This window comes from Seminibacterium arietis (genome assembly GCF_042675725.1).
Classification (GTDB): Bacteria; Pseudomonadota; Gammaproteobacteria; order Enterobacterales; family Pasteurellaceae; genus Seminibacterium; species Seminibacterium arietis.
This window is the reverse complement of the sequence record NZ_JBHTJN010000028.1, coordinates 1-21,208: the sequence shown is the minus strand read 5'-3', so window position 1 is coordinate 21,208 and position 21,208 is coordinate 1. Positions and strand designations below refer to the sequence as shown.

Annotated in this window: 18 protein-coding genes; 12 read left to right on the top strand and 6 right to left on the bottom strand. The window is 32.0% G+C overall.

Going from position 1 to position 21,208, the window contains the following annotated elements:
• Positions 1-25: 25 nt before the first annotated feature.
• The 3 genes from ACFQ02_RS09040 to ACFQ02_RS09030 all read left to right on the top strand — a co-directional run bounded on the left by ACFQ02_RS09040 (position 26) and on the right by ACFQ02_RS09030 (position 3,723).
• Positions 26-1,774 (top strand): ABC transporter ATP-binding protein/permease, encoded by a 1,749-nt coding sequence (locus tag ACFQ02_RS09040; protein ID WP_380822048.1) that lies wholly within the window; start codon positions 26-28, stop codon positions 1,772-1,774.
• A complete protein-coding gene (locus ACFQ02_RS09035; protein WP_380822045.1) occupies positions 1,767-3,425 on the top strand; it encodes an amino acid ABC transporter ATP-binding/permease protein in 1,659 nt (552 codons plus the stop codon). The genes ACFQ02_RS09040 and ACFQ02_RS09035 overlap by 8 nt, the downstream gene beginning before the upstream one ends.
• A 73-nt stretch (positions 3,426-3,498) precedes the next feature.
• Positions 3,499-3,723 carry a YgjV family protein gene (locus ACFQ02_RS09030; protein ID WP_380822042.1) on the top strand — a complete coding sequence of 75 codons (225 nt, stop codon included), beginning with the start codon at positions 3,499-3,501 and terminating at the stop codon, positions 3,721-3,723.
• Between the two features lie 56 nt (positions 3,724-3,779).
• Here the strand turns inward: ACFQ02_RS09030 and argH are convergent, their stop codons facing one another.
• Positions 3,780-5,153, bottom strand: coding sequence for an argininosuccinate lyase (gene argH / locus ACFQ02_RS09025; RefSeq protein WP_380822039.1), 1,374 nt, complete (start codon positions 5,151-5,153; stop codon positions 3,780-3,782).
• Positions 5,154-5,274: 121 nt separating this feature from the next.
• On the opposite strand from argH, the gene argE reads away from it, so the two are divergent.
• From argE to recC, 8 genes are all read left to right on the top strand, one after another.
• Positions 5,275-6,426, top strand: a complete 1,152-nt coding sequence (argE, locus tag ACFQ02_RS09020) for an acetylornithine deacetylase (protein WP_380822037.1) — start codon at positions 5,275-5,277, stop codon at positions 6,424-6,426.
• 200 nt (positions 6,427-6,626) lie between these two features.
• Positions 6,627-8,264 carry a glutamine hydrolyzing CTP synthase gene (pyrG, locus tag ACFQ02_RS09015; protein ID WP_380822034.1) on the top strand — a complete coding sequence of 546 codons (1,638 nt, stop codon included), beginning with the start codon at positions 6,627-6,629 and terminating at the stop codon, positions 8,262-8,264.
• Between the two features lie 355 nt (positions 8,265-8,619).
• The gene (gene eno / locus ACFQ02_RS09010) at positions 8,620-9,921 is read left to right on the top strand and encodes a phosphopyruvate hydratase (RefSeq protein ID WP_380822030.1); all 1,302 of its coding nucleotides are present in this window, start codon (positions 8,620-8,622) and stop codon (positions 9,919-9,921) included.
• A gap of 288 nt (positions 9,922-10,209) precedes the next feature.
• On the top strand, positions 10,210-10,734 hold the full coding sequence (locus tag ACFQ02_RS09005) for a Tfp pilus assembly protein FimT/FimU (RefSeq protein WP_380822027.1): 525 nt from the start codon (positions 10,210-10,212) through the stop codon (positions 10,732-10,734).
• A complete protein-coding gene (locus ACFQ02_RS09000; protein WP_380822024.1) occupies positions 10,734-11,453 on the top strand; it encodes a hypothetical protein in 720 nt (239 codons plus the stop codon). The genes ACFQ02_RS09005 and ACFQ02_RS09000 overlap by 1 nt, the downstream gene beginning before the upstream one ends.
• Entirely contained in the window at positions 11,450-12,118 is a 669-nt protein-coding gene (locus tag ACFQ02_RS08995) for a DUF2572 family protein (RefSeq protein ID WP_380822021.1), read from the top strand. Before ACFQ02_RS09000 ends, ACFQ02_RS08995 begins: the two co-directional genes overlap by 4 nt.
• A gap of 19 nt (positions 12,119-12,137) precedes the next feature.
• Positions 12,138-12,404 carry a DUF5374 domain-containing protein gene (locus ACFQ02_RS08990; RefSeq protein ID WP_380822018.1) on the top strand — a complete coding sequence of 89 codons (267 nt, stop codon included), beginning with the start codon at positions 12,138-12,140 and terminating at the stop codon, positions 12,402-12,404.
• A 15-nt stretch (positions 12,405-12,419) separates the two neighbouring features.
• On the top strand, positions 12,420-15,860 hold the full coding sequence (recC, locus tag ACFQ02_RS08985) for an exodeoxyribonuclease V subunit gamma (protein WP_380822015.1): 3,441 nt from the start codon (positions 12,420-12,422) through the stop codon (positions 15,858-15,860).
• A gap of 38 nt (positions 15,861-15,898) precedes the next feature.
• Here recC and epmB read toward each other — a convergent pair whose 3' ends face one another.
• On the bottom strand, positions 15,899-16,909 hold the full coding sequence (gene epmB, locus ACFQ02_RS08980) for an EF-P beta-lysylation protein EpmB (RefSeq protein WP_380822012.1): 1,011 nt from the start codon (positions 16,907-16,909) through the stop codon (positions 15,899-15,901).
• 31 nt (positions 16,910-16,940) lie between these two features.
• Here epmB and efp point away from each other — a divergent pair, with 31 nt between their 5' ends.
• Complete coding sequence (gene efp, locus ACFQ02_RS08975; protein ID WP_380822009.1) at positions 16,941-17,507, top strand: elongation factor P; 567 nt, start codon at positions 16,941-16,943, stop codon at positions 17,505-17,507.
• A gap of 82 nt (positions 17,508-17,589) precedes the next feature.
• Here the strand turns inward: efp and ACFQ02_RS08970 are convergent, their stop codons facing one another.
• The 4 genes from ACFQ02_RS08970 to ACFQ02_RS08955 form a co-directional block, all read right to left on the bottom strand.
• Positions 17,590-19,470, bottom strand: a complete 1,881-nt coding sequence (locus tag ACFQ02_RS08970) for an ATP-binding protein (protein WP_380822006.1) — start codon at positions 19,468-19,470, stop codon at positions 17,590-17,592.
• A gap of 161 nt (positions 19,471-19,631) precedes the next feature.
• On the bottom strand, positions 19,632-20,159 hold the full coding sequence (locus ACFQ02_RS08965) for a hypothetical protein (RefSeq protein ID WP_380822003.1): 528 nt from the start codon (positions 20,157-20,159) through the stop codon (positions 19,632-19,634).
• A 19-nt stretch (positions 20,160-20,178) separates the two neighbouring features.
• Positions 20,179-20,736 (bottom strand): hypothetical protein, encoded by a 558-nt coding sequence (locus ACFQ02_RS08960; RefSeq protein WP_380822000.1) that lies wholly within the window; start codon positions 20,734-20,736, stop codon positions 20,179-20,181.
• A 118-nt stretch (positions 20,737-20,854) separates the two neighbouring features.
• Positions 20,855-21,058 (bottom strand): hypothetical protein, encoded by a 204-nt coding sequence (locus ACFQ02_RS08955; RefSeq protein ID WP_380821997.1) that lies wholly within the window; start codon positions 21,056-21,058, stop codon positions 20,855-20,857.
• Positions 21,059-21,208 lie beyond the last annotated feature (150 nt).

Here is a 21,208-nt window from a genome sequence, read left to right as displayed (position 1 = left end):
ATTTAACAAAGTTTAGGAACAATCTATGATAATTGATAAACGCCTAATCAACATGGTGCCAAGTAGCAAAAAATGGATTAGAACAACAGTAATATTTCAGTGGATTGCACTGCTAGCTGGAATAATTTCAACATCCTCTTTTGCTTTTTTCTTTCAACAAGCTTATAACGGGCTATTAACGCTATCAAGTGCAACTCTTTTAGTTATTGTTTTGCTTTTAGCATTGATGTTACGCGTTTGGGCTGGTAAAAAAGCGATTCGCTCTTCTTGTTTTGCTAGTTCTAACTTAAAACACCTTTTACGCTCAATGATTTACCAAAAATTATCATCAATGCCACTCAGTCAATCACAGCAACAATCTACATCTTCTGTGATTCAAATTGCTTCGGAAGGCGTTGAATCTATTGAAGTTTATTTCAGTCGCTATCTTCCGCAACTTTTTTACAGTTTACTTGCTCCTTTTACTTTATTCTTGTTTTTAATTTTTTTTAATGCACCAACAGCAATCATTTTGTTAATTTGTGTGCCATTAATTCCCTTATCTATTATGGCTGTAAATAAAATTGCTAAGCGATTATTAAGTAAATACTGGTCTCTTTATGTGCGATTAGGTAGCAGTTTTTTAGATAATCTACAAGGATTAGTCACACTTAAGATTTATCAAGATGATGATTTTAAAGCACAAAAAATGAGAGATGAAGCTGAAAGCTTCCGAGTCATCACGATGAAAGTACTTACTATGCAATTAAATTCAATCTCTGTAATGGATTTATTGGCCTACGGTGGTGCCGCAATTGGAATTTTAACCGCACTTTTACAGTTTCAAAGTGGAAATTTAAGTCTCTTTGGCTTAATTGTGTTTATTCTATTGTCTTACGAATTTTTTATCCCTTTGCGACTATTAGGCTCTTTTTTCCATGTAGCAATGAATGGTAAAGCTGCCTCTGATAAAATTTTTGCCCTACTTGATACGCCAGTACAGGAAAATAAAAGTGCGGTGGATTTTAAAACAAAAGATGGAATTGAAGTAGAAATACAGCAATTAAATTTTGCTTATTCTGAACAAAAACAAGTAATTAAAAACCTCACTCTAACAATTAAACCAAAACAACTTACAATTTTTGTTGGTAAGAGTGGTTGCGGAAAATCCACTTTAGTGTCGTTATTAATGGGGTTTTACCAGGCACAAGAAGGCAAAATTTTGTTTAATGATCAAGTCGCTACTACATTTACGAGAGAGTCTTTCTGTCGCCACGTAGCACTGGTTAGTAATAACAGCTATGTGTTCAAAGGCACACTGCGAGAAAATATGCTAATGGCGAATCCAACTGCGACTGATGATGAAATTTACCAAGCACTGAATCAAGTAAATTTAGCCAATTTTGTTCGTGAAAATGGTGGACTAGATATGATTTTATTGAGTCTTGGCAAAAATCTTTCTGGTGGTCAAATTCAACGTTTAGCCTTAGCACGAGCATTATTACATGATGCCGATCTCTATATTTTTGATGAGGCCACAAGTAACATAGATATTGAAAGTGAAGAGATCATTTTACAATTTATTCAACGTTTAAAACGTAATAAAACTATTGTCATGATTTCTCATCGTTTAGCAAACGCAATGTTAGCTGATCAAATTTATGTACTACAACAAGGAGAATTGATCGAACAGGGTAATCACTCTGAACTGATGGCTAGCAAAGGTATTTATGCGGAAATGTTTAATCAACAAAAAGAATTAGAAAATTTGCGTTCAGGAGATAAAAATGCGTAAAAATGGCTTTGTAATTATGTGGCATTTACTGAAATTAGTTACGCCTTTAGCTCATATTATGGCTTTTACGATTTCAATGGGAACTCTGGTTTTTTTAGCAGCAATTTTTATTATCACTTTAGGGGCTGTCGGTGTATCACAATTACTCGGTTTTGATACTTATCTAAATTTTACTCAAATTCTAACCGCACTTATTGTAATGGCTGTTGCTCGTAGTATCTTACGTTATTTAGAGCAAATGTCGGGACACTATATTGCTTTTAAACTATTGGCACTATTACGAGATAAAGTCTTCTCAGCGTTACGAAAACTCGCATTCGTTAAATTACAAGGTAAACAATCAGGGCAACTATTATCATTAGTAACTAATGACATTGAGCTACTAGAAGTATTTTATGCACATACTATTGCACCAATTGCAATTGCATTTATTACTTCATTAATTTTACTGATCATTTTCTCTCATATATCTATTTGGTTGGCACTAGTGGCATTAGTTGCTTATTTAACTATCGGTTTTATATTGCCAATTTTTACAACTAAACTAGCTCGTGAAGATGGAAGAGCTTATCGTAAATTAATGTCTGAAATGAATGATCATTTTTTAGATAGTATTCGTGGAATGAAAGAAATTCAGTTATTTAATTATACTGAAGAACGATTAGCAGAAATTCAACAACGCACAAAAAAAATAGATCAAGCTTTTTTACGTATTAAAAACCAAGAGTCAAAAGTAAAAAGTCTCACTGAAATTGCTGTTTCTGTCTTTAATATATTGATATTATTAGTTGGTGGTATTCTTTTTTATGACGGAAAAATTGATTTTAACGGATTTATCGTGTCAGTAGTATTGCTGATGTCAAGTTATGGACCTGTGATAGCATTAAGTAATCTTTCAAATAACCTATTACAAACTTTTGCAAGTGGTGAACGTGTATTAGGTTTATTAGCGGAAGAACCCATCTTAAAAGATGTTACTGATGGTAGAAATATTGAAAATATTAATGAAATTGAAGTAAATAATATTAGCTTTTGCTACCAAAACGAACCTATCTTAACTAACTTTTCTTTACAAGCAAAAAAAGGTGAGATTCTCGGTATTCATGGGCGTAGTGGTAGTGGTAAAAGTACATTATTAAAATTATTAATGCGTTTTTATGACCCTCAACAAGGACAAATTTATATTAATAAAGAAAATTTAACTTCATTGAACACCTTAAATTTACGAGATAATATGGCTTACATTACACAACAAACATATGTTTTTAATGAAAGCATTTATGAAAATATTTTAATGGCTAGACGGAGTGCAAGTCGTGATGAGGTCATTGAAGCAGCAAAAAAAGCGTCAATTCATGATTTTATAATGAGCCTACCACAGGGATATGAGACCATCGTTACTGAATTGGGCAATAGTTTGTCCGAAGGTGAAAAACAACGGATTGGTATCGCTCGTGCATTTTTGCATAATGCACCAGTGATTTTACTTGATGAACCAACTAGCAATCTAGATAGTTTAAATGAAGCAATTATTTTAAAATCACTACTAAAAGCCAAACAAGATAAACTGATTATCCTCGTCAGTCATCGTACTTCTACAATGGCAATTTGTGATCGAGTAATAGAAATTGAATGTGGTCGAGTAAGCTAGGATAGATGAATCCAATTTATTAAAGCAAAAATAAAGTTAAATTAGAACTGAATATTGTTTTTGGGAGAAAAATATGTTTATTGAAATACTCGGCTACGTTGCTATGATATTAGTATCTGCCTCTTTTTTATTAAAAGATATTATTAAACTACGTTTTGTTAATTCATTAGGAGCAGCTTGCTTTGTTATTTATGGTTTATTAATAGGATCTATTCCTGTAATTGGGTTAAATGTATTTATTGTCTGCGTTAACTCATATTACATTATTAAAAACAAAAAAATTAATAATCTAAAATAACAAAAAGTGCGGTATAACTATTTTATACCGCACTTTTTTATCACTATACTTTTATCCTATTTAATGCGTTGTTTAGCTTCAAAAATAGCCTCAGCAACTCGCAATGGTGATACGCCACCTTTTGCACAACGTTTGTCTAAACAAGATTGAAGCGATAAAATTTCATACACATCATCATCAACAACTTCACTAAACTGACGAAACTCTTCAATCGTTAGATGCTCTAACCCCTTATGAACACTGATAGCATACACTACAACCTCACCGACAATGTGATGAGAATCGCGGAAAGGAACACCTTTAGCCACTAAATAATCGGCCAATTCTGTAGCATTAGAATAGCCTTTCAAGGCTGCTTCTTTAGTGCGGTCAACATTTACCTTAATATCTTCTAATACAAATGTTGCTATATCTAAACAATCTTGCCATGTATCTAGAGCATCAAAAATACCCTCTTTATCTTCTTGCATATCTTTGTTATACGCTAACGGCAAACCTTTTAGTGTCATCAATATACCTGTTAATGCTCCTACAACACGTCCTGTTTTACCACGTATTAGCTCACAAGCATCAGGATTTTTTTTCTGTGGCATTAATGATGAACCTGAAGTAACACGATCAGAAAGCTCAACAAAATCAGATTCACCGCTGTTGAAGATAATCATATCTTCTGCAAAACGAGATAAATGAACCATACTAATTGAAGCTGCCGAAAGTAATTCAACAATGTGATCACGGTCTGATACACTGTCAAGACTGTTTCTAGTAGCAAAAGCAAAATTTAAATTCTGAGCAAGTCGCTCACGGTCAATACCGTAGGCTGTACCTGCTAATGCCCCACTACCTAATGGACAGCTATTCATTCTATGATAAGCATCAAATAATCGAGAATAATCACGATCTAGCATTTCTACATAAGCCATACACCAATGTGCAAACGTAATGGGTTGAGCACGTTGTAAATGCGTGTATCCAGGCATGACAGCGTGTCTATTATTTTCTGCGGTTTCCACTAATTTACCTTGCAAAGTGCGGATCGATTTTTGTAATTCTTTTACCCTCTGCTTACACCACATTTTAATGTCTAACGCGACTTGATCATTACGGCTACGTCCTGTGTGTAACTTTTTACCTAAGCTACCAACTTTATCAATAAGCCTACTCTCGACCCAGCTGTGAATATCCTCTGAGTCGTCTTGTAAAATACCTTGAGGGTTTGATTGTACCTCGCACAACAATTCATTAAGTGCCGTTTCCAACTGCTGTTGCTCTTCTACAGTTAGCACATTAACACTAACTAACGCCTTAGACCAACCAATTGAACCTATAATATCTTGTTCTGCTAAACGGTAATCAAACCGTAAAGAGTCATTAAAATCTTTAAAACGTTTATCTGCTGCTTGAACAAAACGCCCACCCCAAAGAGCCATAAATATATCCTTAAATTTAAATTAAAAATTGAGTAATTTCACCTTGAAATTGACTAATTATGAAATTATTATGCATAATTAATCATAAATCAACGTTTATTTATCATTTAGGACAAGTTTAATGAAAAAAATACCACATTTTACTGAGATATATTCTCAACTAATCGCTATTCCTACTGTTAGTAGCCTTGATCCTGTTTTCGATCTATCCAATAAAGCACTCATTGAATTATTAGCAGATTGGTTAATAAGCTTAAGCTTTCGTACAGAAATTTTACCTATTAAAAATAGTCGTGCTAAATATAACTTACTTGCCACGTACGGTGAAGGAGAAGGCGGGCTATTACTTTCTGGACATACAGATACAGTGCCTTTTGATGAGGGGCGTTGGACTATTGATCCTTTTAAATTTACGGAAAAAAATAATAAATTCTATGGATTAGGTACTGCAGATATGAAAGGCTTCTTTGCTTTCGTAATTGAAGCGATTCGACATATTGATCTAACAAAACTAAAAAAGCCACTTCGCATTTTAGCTACTGCTGATGAAGAAACTACTTTTTTAGGGGTGAAAACTTTTGTTAAACATAGTCATATTCGCCCTAGTTGTGCCGTAATTGGTGAACCTACATCACTAAAACCAATTCGAGCTCATAAAGGACACATCGGTGAAGCTTTACGAATTACAGGAAAGAGTGGGCATTCTAGCGATCCTGACAGGGGAATTAATGCTATTGAGATTATGCATCAAGCGACTACTTACTTAATGGAACTTCGAAATGAGTTAAAGCAAAAATATCATCACGCCGATTTTGCTATACCTTATCCCACAATGAATTTCGGATCTATCCATGGTGGAGATGCAGTTAATCGCATTTGTAGCTGTTGTGAATTACATTTTGATATTCGTCCATTACCAAATATCAAGTTAGAGGATCTAAATCAGATGCTCCAACAAAAACTAAAACCAATTTTTGAACAATGGGGAGACTTAATTTCCATTCGCTCTTTACATGAGCCTACCCCAGGCTATGAATGCGAACACTCTGCCCAGATAGTACAAGTTGTAGAAAAATTATTAGGCCAAAAATGTGACGCAGTCAATTACTGCACTGAGGCTCCTTTTATTCAACAGCTTTGTCCTACTCTCGTTTTGGGTCCAGGATCAATCGAACAAGCTCACCAACCTGATGAATTTTTAGCAACTGAATTTATTAAACCCACACAGGAATTACTCACTAAATTAATTTATCATTTTTGTGCAGCTGATTAGAGAATAAGTCATTATTAGCAAATATAGGACTGAAAAATGCTCAGTCCTCATAATGTTACAGAGACAATTTTCTGTTCTAATTATTATCAACTCAATGACAGAATAAAAATAGATCATTGAGTTAATAGTCCATTTACTGTAAACTACTTTCCCGTCTTGTTGTATTATCATATTTTCATCTCGATCAATTAGGTTTTTATATGGCAACCAATTATATTTTCGTCACAGGTGGCGTGGTTTCTTCTTTGGGTAAAGGAATCACGGCAGCTTCATTAGCAGCAATTTTAGAGGCTCGTGGTTTAAATGTAACAATAATGAAACTCGATCCTTATATCAATGTTGATCCTGGCACAATGAGCCCAACTCAACATGGTGAAGTATTCGTCACTCAAGATGGAGCAGAAACAGATTTAGATTTAGGACATTACGAACGTTTCATTCGTACTAAAATGACTAAACGTAATAATTTCACTACAGGTAAAATTTATTCTGATGTTCTACGTAAAGAACGTCGTGGCGATTATCTGGGAGCCACGATTCAAGTTATTCCTCATATTACTAACGAAATTAAAGCTCGTGTAATTGAAGGTGGTGCAGGTTACGATGTCGCAATTGTAGAAGTAGGCGGAACAGTAGGTGATATTGAATCATTACCATTTTTAGAATCTCTACGTCAACTAGCAGTACAAGTGGGACGTGAACGTACTATTTTCATGCACTTAACTCTTGTGCCTTATATTCCAACAGCTGGAGAAATAAAAACTAAACCAACTCAGCATTCAGTCAAAGAATTGCTATCTATTGGAATTCAACCTGACGTATTAATTTGTCGCTCTGATCGTATGGTTCCCCCGAATGAACGGGCTAAAATTGCTCTATTCTGTAACGTCCCTGAAAGAGCAGTTATTTCTTTGAAAGATGTAAATTCCATCTATCAAATTCCAGCATTATTAAAATCTCAAGGGTTAGATGAATTTATTTGCCAACGCTTCAATTTAAATTGCCCTGAAGCTGATTTATCTGAGTGGGAAAAAGTACTTTATGAAGAAGCTAATCCTATAGGAGAAGTAACTATCGGCATTGTAGGCAAATATGTGGAATTACCTGATGCTTATAAATCTGTAAATGAGGCTTTAAAACACGGCGGACTTAAAAATCGCTTAACAGTGAATATTAAGTATGTGGATTCACAAGATGTGGAAACTAAAGGAACAGATATCTTAAAAAGTTTAGATGGCATTCTAATCCCAGGAGGGTTTGGTCATAGAGGCGTAGAAGGTAAAATTCTAACTGCACAATATGCTAGAGAAAATAATATTCCATTTTTTGGCATTTGCTTAGGTATGCAAGTTGCATTGATCGAGTATGCTCGTCATGTAGCTGGATTGACAGAAGCAACTTCATCAGAATTCGACAAGAATGCTAAACAACCAGTCATCGCTTTGATTACAGAATGGCAAGATGCTGAAGGAAATATTGAAATGCGTTCTGATAATTCTGATCTTGGTGGTACGATGCGTCTAGGTGCTCAACAATGTCACTTATCCGAAGGTAGCCTTGCTCGTCAACTGTATGGTAAAGAAACAATTGAAGAGCGTCACCGTCATCGCTATGAAGTAAATAATGTACTATTGCCACAAATTGAAAAAGCAGGTTTAAAAATTACTGGCTTATCAGCGGATAAAAAGTTAGTCGAGATTATTGAAGAACCAAATCACCCTTGGTTTGTAGCTTGTCAGTTTCACCCTGAATTTACTTCAACGCCACGTGATGGACATCCATTATTTTCTGGCTTTATTAAAGCCGCAAAGGAAAATCAGAAAAAACAATCCACATAACGAAATAACGTTATTATATTTTAAAGCTGTCTAAGATCTTGCTTGACAGCTTTTTGTTTATATAAAATTTATACTTGATAATAGTAAACATTGAAAGAAATTGTCACCAAATTTTCACCGCACTTAATAGTTATATTAAGTTCATTGTATTTTTTGTTATACACAAAATAGGCTTCTTACATCTATAGTAGTTTTTATAATCACTATAGGTACTTTTTAGAAAAGTTTTATTTTCTTTAAAAATAGATAAAAATCAAAGAAAAGTCATTTTTAACAAGACAAAGAGATAAAATAGCTTTACTATATCGCTGAGAACTAAATTTGATTTTGAATTAACTTAAAAGAGGAAAAACAAATGGCAAAAATCGTTAAAGTAATTGGTCGTGAAATCATTGATTCACGTGGCAACCCAACTGTTGAAGCGGAAGTGCATTTAGAAGGTGGTTTCGTTGGTTTAGCCGCTGCTCCATCTGGTGCATCAACGGGATCTCGCGAAGCACTAGAGTTACGTGACGGTGATAAATCTCGTTTCTTAGGCAAAGGTGTTTTAAAAGCAGTTTCTGCAGTGAATAACGAAATTGCTACCGCACTTGTTGGAAAAGATGCAAGCAACCAAGCTGAAATCGACCAAATCATGATTGATTTAGACGGTACAGAAAACAAGTCTAAATTTGGTGCAAATGCGATTTTAGCAGTTTCTTTAGCGAATGCAAAAGCGGCAGCAGCGTCAAAAGGTAAAGCATTATATGAATGGATTTCTATCCTAAATGGTACAGAAGGTCAATACTCAATGCCACTTCCAATGATGAACATCATCAATGGTGGTGAACACGCTGATAATAATGTAGATATTCAAGAGTTTATGATTCAACCTGTAGGTGCTAAAACTCTACGTGAAGCACTCCGTATTGGGGCGGAAGTATTCCACAACCTTGCTAAAGTATTAAAATCCAAAGGATTGAGTACTGCAGTAGGTGATGAAGGTGGTTTTGCACCAAATTTAGAATCCAATGCTGCTGCCTTAGCTTGTATCAAAGAAGCAGTAGAAAAAGCAGGTTATGTACTAGGTAAAGATGTAACTCTTGCTATGGACTGTGCTTCATCTGAGTTCTACAACAAAGAAAATGGTTTGTATGAAATGAAAGGTGAAGGTAAATCCTTTACTTCTCAAGAATTTACTCACTATTTAGAAAATTTATGTAACGAATATCCAATTGTATCTATTGAAGATGGTCAAGATGAATCTGACTGGGAAGGCTTCGCATACCAAACTAAAGTGCTAGGCGAAAAAATACAACTCGTCGGTGATGACTTATTTGTTACTAATACTAAAATTCTTAAAGAAGGTATCGAAAAAGGTATTGCTAACTCTATCTTGATTAAATTCAACCAAATCGGTTCATTAACTGAAACATTAGCCGCAATCAAAATGGCTAAAGATGCGGGTTATACTGCTGTTATTTCACACCGCAGTGGCGAAACTGAAGATGCCACTATTGCTGATTTAGCAGTAGGTACAGCAGCTGGCCAAATCAAAACTGGATCTATGAGCCGTTCAGACCGCATTGCGAAATACAACCAACTGATTCGTATCGAAGAATCATTAGGTGATAAAGCTCCGTTTTTAGGTTTAAAAGCAGTTAAAGGTCAAGCCTAAAATAAATATAATTTTTAAATAAAAAATACCGCACTACATAAAAGTGCGGTATTTTTTTATTACTTTTTTAGACTATAATTCATTCAACTTTAGTAACTATATTTATCCCGTATTTAAAAAATAAATTTTATTTTTACGATCTCGATCCCAATTAATGACTTTTTATCATGTCTAATTAAATTTCCTTTGTTATTGTTGTATATGAAAATGCTATTCACAAATATTAATAGCGACTTAACAAGATAGGATAGGATTCATTAAAATAATAGCATTAAAGGAATACTATTTATGAGGGGATTTACATTATTAGAAATGCTAATTGTATTACTTATTATTAGTATTACAGTTACTTTTGTTTCGCCAATGTGGCAACAAACTAATACACAAACAATCCTTAATAAAGAACAACAAAAACTTTACTTATTTTTACGCTATATTCAAACTCGTGTAGAAAATTCAAATGATATTTGGTTCCTCATTCCAAATCGCGATCTAAATAAAAAAACGTGGTGTATTACCGCTCAAATTAAAAGTGATAAATTATGTGATTGCCTATTACCACAAACTTGTTCCAAAGATGTAAATGCACATTTTTATTATCCTTATTTTCCTGAAAAAACTATGCTAATCAGCAAATCTTATTTTCCTAAAGAAATAACTAGATTAAGCGGTATTCGTAATACCGCTTCAACAGTTTGTTTTATTTTAGAAGCAGAAAAAAGTCGCACTTTATTCTCATTCTTTAATGTAGGTAGCTTGAAATTAAAAGATTATCAATCACTAAGTGCATGTGTAAATGATGAGGAAGATTAATGAAAATTTATCATGGACAAACATTATTTAGCTTAATAATTTCAATTAGTTTATCTACATTATTAATGCTAGTGATCATTCACTTTTATAGTCAAACTCAACAACAAAATAAAGAGATGATATTGCGTTTACACTTACAAAATGAAATACAAAGAGTAAATCAACTCATTGGAAAAGATTTACGACGAACAGGATTTAGAGCATTATCAGAAAAATTATCAAGTAATAATTTATCTTTATTCGAACAAGATGAAAATGGTACTGCCGTTGTTATTGCTCAAGCAGATTATGAACAAAATAATAGTTGTGTATTATTTTTCTATGATTTAGATGGAACAGGTTGCATAGGTACAACCTATAAAGGAGGTACTTGTATACAAGAAAACAAGAATAGTGCACAAAAAATTGAGAGAGAATTATTTGGATATAGATTAAATAAAAAAATGCTAGAAACTCGGTTAACTTATAAAAATGCAATTAATCAAAAATGCAATAAATCACAATGCCAAAGCTATACTCATCAACCAGCTTGCAATAGTGGAGGATGGGTAGACTTACTTGATGAAAATGAAATTGAAATCATTAAATTACAATTTAACTGGCTTATAGAAAATACTGCGATAGAATCAAAAATTGCTGGCAGATTAAAAAAGTACCCTCAAATTGAATATGAAACAAATATTATAATTCCATTACTTAATCAGGGTATAAATAAATGAAAAATACGGGCGTTGTTACATTAACTTTGTTAATTTTATTAACTTCTTCTCTATTAATTATTATCATATTAAACAATGATATTTTACACTTATATTCAACTACTATTTCTCAACGTAAAATATACCTTGAACAGAGTTTAAAACTCCAGAAGATTAGTAATATAGAGAAAGAAAAGTATTGCCATAATTTAAATATCAATACTGATAAAAATACTTATCAGATAAAATTTAATAATGATAATACGCTGTCTCATTATATCTGGTGTCGTAAAGAATCGTTATTTTACCACCCTCCCAAAAAAGCAATTAATAAAAATTCATTTAACTATTACATAAATAAAGAGGCTATTTCCAAATTTAAACATAAATTTATCGAAATGAATTCAAATTTACTTAAAAAAAATCAAGACTCTTTATATTGGTTTAATGAAAATCAAAATGAATGGGAAATAAAAGGGAACATTAATGCTGTAATTATTGCAGAAGGAGATTTAACTATTACAGGTAAAGGAAAAATTAGTGGAACGGTTATCACTCAAGGTAAATTAATAACAGCAGATTCAGTAAAAATAGTGTACAAAAAATCAACTGTTAACAATATAGTACGAATTTATAGTTATTGGCAATATGCGGAGAAAAGCTGGCATGATTTTGAACCATTATAATACTATGAATTACAAGGGAATGAATTTTCTTTCCTTGTTAGTGACTTTAGTTCTATTTAGTGGTATTTTCTTAGCGATAAATCGCTGGATTTCCTATCAACAAAAAAGTGCAGTAGAAATTTATCAACGTTATCAAGCTGTTCAAATAATTGAAAACCAAAAACAGAGATTATTCTTAGGATTGGATTGTGAACCAAAAGTAGAACAAAACCAATTGACTTTTTTCATTAATTGTTCTGCTAACAGAGTAACTGTTCGTTATCCAGCTGGGGAAGTTTCAATATAAATAAAAGGAAAACATGTGTTTACTGTTTATTACTCTAACCAATTAGAAACACTAAAAGAAATTCTTATTCATGTAATGACTCAAGATTTACTTAAGGATCCTCTTCAATCAGAGGTCATTTTAGTTCAGAGTAATGGAATGGCACAATGGCTACAATGGCAAATTGCAGAACATTGTGGGATTGCGGCTAATCTAACTTTCTCCATGCCTGCAAGTTTTATTTGGCAACAATACCAAGAAAATTTTCCTAATATGAGTTCAAGTAATGCTTTTAGCAAAGAAAACATGACTTGGCATTTAATGCAACTTATTCCTGATTATCTATCTCAACCAGAATTTCAACCTCTGTATAATTATTTAGCATCATCTCATCATGCTGAACAACAAAAACGTTATCAATTAGCAAACAAAATCGCAGATTTATTTGATCAATATTTAGTTTATCGCCCTCATTGGATTACAGCTTGGGAGGAAAATAAAGATAATAAAATCGCATTTCATAACAAAAATAGATTGAATTTAGATTCATTTCAATTAGAAGAGCAAATTAATCAGCACAGTGAATGGCAAGGCATATTATGGCGAGCATTAGTAAATAAAATTAAGGAAAATAGTACTCAAAAAGAACAATTATTCCATCGGGTTGACTTAAATCAGAAATTTTTAGAATTATTAAAACATAAAAAGCCAAATAATTTACCACAAAGAATTTTTATTTTTGGTATTCCTACTCTACCTAAATTTCATTTAGAAACATTATATGCAATCAGCCAGTATTGTGAAATTCATTTATTTTTCTATAACCCTTGTAGAGAATATTGGGCAGATATAGTCGATCAGCATTATTGGCAAAAATTACAAAAACGTTACCGCACTTCATTTACTAAAAATGATAACAAAATACCCACTCTATCCCCTATACAGATAAAAAAATTAGAAAATGATGAGATTGAATACTATGAAGATGAAAAATTACAAATTGGTCACCCCCTATTATCCTCTTGGGGGAAATTAGGGCGAGATTTCTTACATCTATTAACTGAATTACAAGCAGATCGTGAAATTAATGCTTATGTAACAGAAAGTGAATCTGATTTATTACATCAAATTCAAACAAAGATTCTAGATTTAATTCCTAATGGAAAACAGCCTCTGTTTTATCAAAAAGATGATCGTTCTCTCACTTTTCACTCTTGTTATAGTGCAATGAGAGAAGTAGAGGCACTACATGATTACTTACTCCATTTATTTAATCAAAATCAAGATGATAAAAATGCCATTACACCAAAAGATATAGTTGTTATGGTCGCAGACATTGATAAATATACGCCTTATATTCGATCTGTTTTTGGTCAGCGTTGCCAAAATGATAGTATTAATCAACAAATCCCTTTTTCAATTTCTGATAATACGTTATCAGAAGACAATATTATCATTTCTGGATTTTTAAATTTACTAAATTTAAAAGAAAGCTTATTCACCGTTGATAATGTTTTAACACTTCTAGATATTCCCGCAATTCATCGTCGTTTTAATATTGAAGTAGAAGATTTAGCTATCATTAAAACCTGGATTGAAAAATCAGGGATACGATTCGGTTTGCAAAAAGCTACAACAGAAACCTACAAAAATTATAATGCTTGGCAAGCGGGGATTGAAAGAATGCTTCTCGGTTATGCTATGCGTGAAGAACATGGTATATGGCAAGATACTATTGGATTTGACAGCACTTATGGGCTACAAGGACAATTAATTGGAAATTTGTCTCAATTCATAGAACAACTTTATTTATGGCAACAACAACTATCTGGCCAACATAGTGCGATTGAGTGGGGACAATATTTATATTCTTTAATTGAAAACTTCTTTATTCATGATGAAAATACTCAACAAACTATATGGTATTTGAACGATATTATCCAATCATTCGTTAAACAATTACAAGAAGTTAATTTTAATGAGAAAATTATTGCAGAAGTTGTAGCTGACATTATTGAAAAGAATTTAACAACAAGTCATCACAACTTAAAATTTCTAGCGGGAAAAGTTAATTTTTGTACATTATTACCAATGCGTTCTATACCGTTTAAAGTAGTCTGTTTATTAGGCATGAACGAAAATGATTATCCCCGCCGTTATACCCCCAATAGTTTTGATCTAATGCAGTATAATCGTCAGAAAGGAGATCGTAACCGTCGAGATGATGACCGCTATCTATTTTTAGAGGCATTACTATCAGCACAAAAATATTTTTACATCAGCTATATAGGACGATCTATCATTGATGATCAAGAAAAAGAACCTTCGGTATTAGTTAACCAACTAATAGATTATATTGTAGATAATATTGATCAATCAAATGATAATCAGAATATGAGATCATTGCTAGTTACTCAGCACAGCATGACTGCTTTTAGCCAACAAAATTTTATTGGAGAATACCGCTCTTTTAAAAAACAATGGTTACCTTTAGCACAAAATAACAAAGACAATTCTTTGAATTTCATAAAAAAATTGGACACTGATGCTTTCAACGAAATAGTAACAAGCCACATGAATGAAATAGAATTGACTAAACTAATTCAGTTTATATGTCATCCTACTAAATTCTTTTTTGAAAATATATTGGGAGTTTACTTTTATCAGGAAGAATTAATTCCTGAATGTGAAAATTTTACACTAGATAACCTAGAATTATATAAAATCAATAATGAGCTTATTTACTATCCTAATAAAAATAGAGAGATTTTTTTTGAAAAGCTGAAAATAAAAGGTAGCATGCCTCAAAGCTCTTTTTCTCAAGTTTATCAGAATGAAATAGAAAATGAGATCGATGATTTTAAAGAGAATATCAACATTTATTTACAAAAATCATCATATGATAAACCTTTTAAATTAAATATTGACCAAAGTAATTGTTGTCTAAAAGGAACAATCGATTGTTTATATGAAACAGAAAACGCTAAATTTAATAGAGTAACTTGGAGAGTAGGAAAAGTTAAAGATTACGATTATATTTATACATGGATACATCATTTAGTATTATGTGCAATTGATGAAACTCAAAATTTCAAATCAATAATTCATTATGGAAAAGATAAAGCAATTGAATTTAATTATATTGATAAAAATACCGCACTTCAACAATTACAAACTTATGTTGATGCATACTTACAGGGGCAAAAACAACTATTCATAGTAATTAATAAAGATATAAACAATTATATAAAAATCATAAATAACAATAATACTAAAGAAAATAGTTCAGAAAATGATAATTTAGATAAATGTAATGCACATTTATCTAAAATTATATTTGGTGATCAATATACGGCTCCAGATCGTTATTTACAGCGTGTTTTTGCTCACCAAAAACCCAATACAGAGCAAATTATAGAAATCAACGAACGAACTTTTGAATGGTTTAATAGTATGATACTAAATATAAAAAAATAATGAATACTTGATTTAGTTAATCATAAATTTTACAAATATCACGCTGTATATAACGTTTTATTAGGTTGATTCGGTATTTCTCTTGCAAGTTTAGGTACTAAATAACCAGAACTGATTCTTTGCAATTCTTTATAAATTTTAACCGCACTTTTATCATCAATATAAAAATGGCTAGCACCTTCAACTTTATCTAATAAGTGTAAATAATAAGGCAAAATTCCTATAGAAAATAATTTACTATTTAATTCTTTTAAAATTAATGGATCATCATTAACTCCTTTCAGCAATACCGATTGATTAAGTAAAGTAACATCAGATATTTTTAAATTGTAAATTGCTTTAGACAGTAATTCATCAATTTCATTTGGATGATTTATATGTGTAACTAAAACGATTTTAAACCGACTTTTTTTTAAAATTTGACAAAAATAATTTGTAATTCTTTGCGGTATTACGATTGGTAGACGAGTATGAATACGCAATACCCGTAAATGAGGTATTTTCTCAAGCCGTTGTATCAACCAATCTAATTCATGATCTTTCGCCATTAATGGATCTCCGCCAGAAAAAACTACCTCTTCAATCTCACTGTGAGCTGCAATATAATCCAATGATTTTATCCAATTTTCTTTATTTCCTTTATTTTCAGCGTAAGGAAAATGGCGTCGAAAACAATAACGACAATTAACTGCACAACTATTTTTTACCATTAATAACAATCTATTATGATATTTATGTAAAATATTAGGGGCTACATTCTGTTGTTCTTCTAGCGGATCTTTACTAAATCCTACCATAGGTAAAAACTCTTGTCTTGATGACATAACCTGTAAAAAAAGAGGATCCTTAGGATTATTTTTTTCTATTTTTTGCACAAAAGGTCTAGGCACTCTCATAGGAAATAGCTTACGTGCTGCAATATCATCAACAAAATCTGTAACTGTTAAATTTAACTCTTTCAACAATTCCTCAGGATCTGAAATTGCATTAGCTAACAAATCTGTCCAATTTTCTTCTCTATTTAAGCAATTTTGATGTAAAATACGCATTTAAAAACAATCTCTTTTATTTGAGGATAATATGGCTACATATACTACCAGTGATTTCAAACCAGGTCTAAAATTTATGCAAGATGGAGAACCTTGCGTTATTGTTGAAAACGAATTTGTCAAACCGGGTAAAGGACAAGCTTTTACACGTACTCGCATCCGAAAGCTCATTTCAGGCAAAGTATTAGATGTCAACTTTAAGTCAGGAACATCTGTTGAAGCGGCTGATGTTATGGATTTAAATTTGACTTATTCTTATAAAGACGAGGCTTTTTGGTATTTTATGCACCCTGAAACATTTGAGCAATACTCTGCTGATGCAAAAGCTATCGGCGATGCAGAAAAATGGCTATTAGATCAGGCTGATTGCATTGTCACATTATGGAATGGTGCTCCAATTACAGTAACCCCACCTAACTTTGTTGAATTAGAAGTCGTAGAAACTGATCCAGGTCTGAAAGGTGATACTGCTGGTACAGGAGGAAAACCTGCTACATTAAGTACTGGTGCAGTAGTTCGCGTTCCTTTATTTATCCAAATTGGTGAAACTATTAAAGTTGACACTCGCTCAGGTGAATACGTATCTCGCGTAAAATAAGACTTTAATACAGAAAAATCAAAAGACTGATTACGATACAATATCATCGCAATCAGTCTTTGTCGTTCTTCCTCTATTACATTTAGCTCTTTTCTTCTAACCATTGCTCTAGTGCAACGACATCATTTAACCAATTTTTTCCCAGAAAATCGATCCTAGAGTCAAGATTAGAATCCCAATCTACTAAGTCGCAGTTTTGTAATTTTGCTGAAATTGCTTGAATTCGTTTTAATCCAACAGAAGAAGCGGCTCCTTTGATTTTATGTGCAATAGACGCAACTTCTTGTTTTTGCTTTGGATCTTTTTGATATGCAACATAACAATTGAGCATTTGTTCCATATATTCCGCCATTGTCTTTTTGAACAAACTCAAATTATTTTTCACAAACTCTCTGCCCAACATAGTAACTAACTCATTAAGTATAGATAAATCAAATGCATCATCTTGTTCACTACAAGGCTCTTCATATAAATCTAAGTCTATTTTTGGTAGCGACAATGCTGAATGAAAATCATCTCCAAACTGTTCTAATAAACATTGTGTTAGTTCATCTTTTGATAGCGGTTTTCTAAGCACGCCATCCATACCTTTTTCTTGATATTCTTCCTTGCTCCGCATTACATTTGCCGTAAAAGCAATCAATGGCGGCAAAAAGTCATAAACACCGTTTATATATTTCTCACGTAAATAAGTAGCAATATCAAAACCAGACATATCAGGTAATTGAATATCAATTAAAACAAGATCATAATAATTCTGCTCAAAAAGAGCGATCGCTTTTTTGCCCGTCATAGCTACATCAACAGAATACCCCAGTTTTTCTAACATAGATTTAGCGACAATTACATTAACTTCAATATCTTCAATTAATAATATTTTTAACGTTGTAGGAATTTGAGTTGTTTTTTCTGTTTCAGTTGGATTGACTATTTCTTCCGCTTTTAATATCAATGTAAAAGTTGAACCTTTTCCGACCGCACTTTTTACTGTCAGATCGCCTCCCATTAAACGAGCAATTGTTTTTGATATAGTCAAACCTATACCACTACCTGCTGGTCTAGATTGCTCTGACCTAACTTGGTAATACATAGTAAAAATCTTATCCAATTCATTTTCTGGAATGCCAATCCCTGTATCGGACACAGAAAAAGAAAACGTATCTTTTGTAAGATAGCGAATTTCTAGCGTAATAGTACCTTGACGTGTAAACTTGACCGCATTACTAATTAAATTCCATAAAATTTGACTTAATCTAGCTGAGTCTAACTTAACCCAATTAGGCAAATTCGGTTCACAAAGAATTTCCAGCTTTAAATGATTTTGCTCCGCCATTAGCGTTGAAAAATTAATAATATCATTTAAAAAACGATGAAAATCTGTTTCTTTCTCATTTAATTTAATATTCTGTGTATCAATTTTTTCTAAGTCGATAATATCACTAAAAATATGAGCAAGAGACACCGCACTCATATTGATTGTCTTAAGGTAATTACGTTGTTGTTTCTCTAAAGAACCATCAAGTAAAATTTGGCTCAATCCAATAATACCATTTAGAGGGGTTCGCAACTCATGACTTATTGTCATCATTAATGCTGTTTTATTACGAATATTCTGTTCCAACTCATTCAGTGCAACAGAAAGTTTTTTTTCAGTGACAACTCTTTCTGAAACTTCTTTACGCAAATTGTAAACAAGTTTTGCTAACTCAAAACGAGATTTTTCCAACCTCTCAACTAATAAAGTAAAAAAATAGATAATAAATGGAGCAGAAATCAAACCAAATACAATAGAACGAATAATATCAATCCAATAAATTTGACCAATAAAACACAGACTAAACAGCATTTGAACACAAATAGCTGACACAGCAAGTACACAAATACCTAATAAAGAAAATTTAACTCGCCCTAAACGAATAACCCAATCTACATACCGCTGAGTAAAATATTCAAAATTTTTCATATAAAATAATTAACAACACATCCACACAAGGTTCTATTATTCTTTTCTTAGCGTGAGAAGTAAACAAGAAAATAAAAATAAGACTGAGTTTATCGTTTATCTCAGTCTTTAGTAATTGAATGAGTTTTTATTTATGCAGATAGTTATTTCTGTATTAAGTATTACTTTTTAAGCTTATCTAACTCCAAAAGAAATAAACCTGATTCGAAAAGGAAATTAAATACAGAATCTATTACGTAATCCTTAGTTATACCTGAAGCAGTGCTTAATGAAAATCTAAAGACAATCTTTTTTTCTGAACCGTTTTCTACTAAGGCAGCCTTTAAAGAGTAAGCATTATTTAATTGTAGAACATCTTTATATGTAAGATTCGGATAGTTATTACTTAATGGTAAAGGCAAAAATAAATCTAACGTCTTATCTTTTTTCGTATTATTATTCAGAAAAGCGGGAATAAATTTTGACCTTACAAAAATCGTACCTTCTGACAAAATACGCACTTCCTCAAAACGCGCTTCCTTAGGGGATTTTTTTTTATTATGGTTTTCTAATAGACTAACTAAGTCTTGATCAGAAAACTCAGTATAAACTGCCTCACTTCTACTTTCTCCATAAACAGGAGTGACAAAAAAAGAACAGAATAAAGAAGATAACAAAATTATCCTAATAAAATAGCCATACACTTTCATAGTATTCAGAAACCCCATTTCAGTAACCAGATATAGATTCACTAACTTTCGAAAAATCATTTAACGAAATTTCAATAAAATCAAGCACATTAGACTCGCTTACACCCGACGAAGAATACACATTCAAAGAGGAAGCAATCGAAACACCATTACCATCATAATTAAGAAAAAATCCAGCAGAAGATTTAAAAAAATTTGACAAATTAAAATCATTCCATTTCTTATAGTCTATACAACTTATATCCATTTCATAATTTTTATTTTTACCATCGTTACAAATAGCTTCATATTGCATTAACGTGAATTTTTTGGAGAAAAATTTTCTACCATAACCCAAAACATACAGATGCTTCTTGCCAGCTTTTATAGTACTAAAAAAAATAAGATAACGTTTATCCCCTATATCAGTAGGTATAACATTATAATATTTGCTTTCTAACAATCTAACTACTTGTTGTTTAGAAAATTCAGTATAAACTACTTCTTTCTTAGTCTTATTTTCGGCATAAGCAGAGCTATATAAAATAGCAGTAAAAAATAACAAGAATGCTTTAAAACAGCCTATTCTTTTAATCATAAATACTCTCTCCTCATCCGAAATCAACCTCTTTGTATAAAAAACATCTTTATAAATAGAATTTAACTTTGAAATAAAATTTAAAAAGACTTATTTATACGCCTATAAATAAACAAAATTAATAAAATTCATAAGGTTGAGGACAGATCCCATAAGATGGAATATTAATTGCTTTAGTAGAGCCTAATACATTGTAATAGCAAATTTTATTCAAACCACTTATTTGCTCCCCCTTAAGAAAACCCATCGTAGCATAAGCAGTAGTAACGACTCCCAATGCACACAGACTTAAAATTATTGTTTTCATAGTTATACGTTTCATAATAAAATTCTCCAAATTCATATTTATTAATATTCAGTAATTGATTTATCTTTCTTGCTTTACAAGAAAGATAATAGCATAATGCTATTAATTGATTATTTTTTATTCTACTTTAGATGATAGCAAGTAACATAATAAATGCTAGTGATA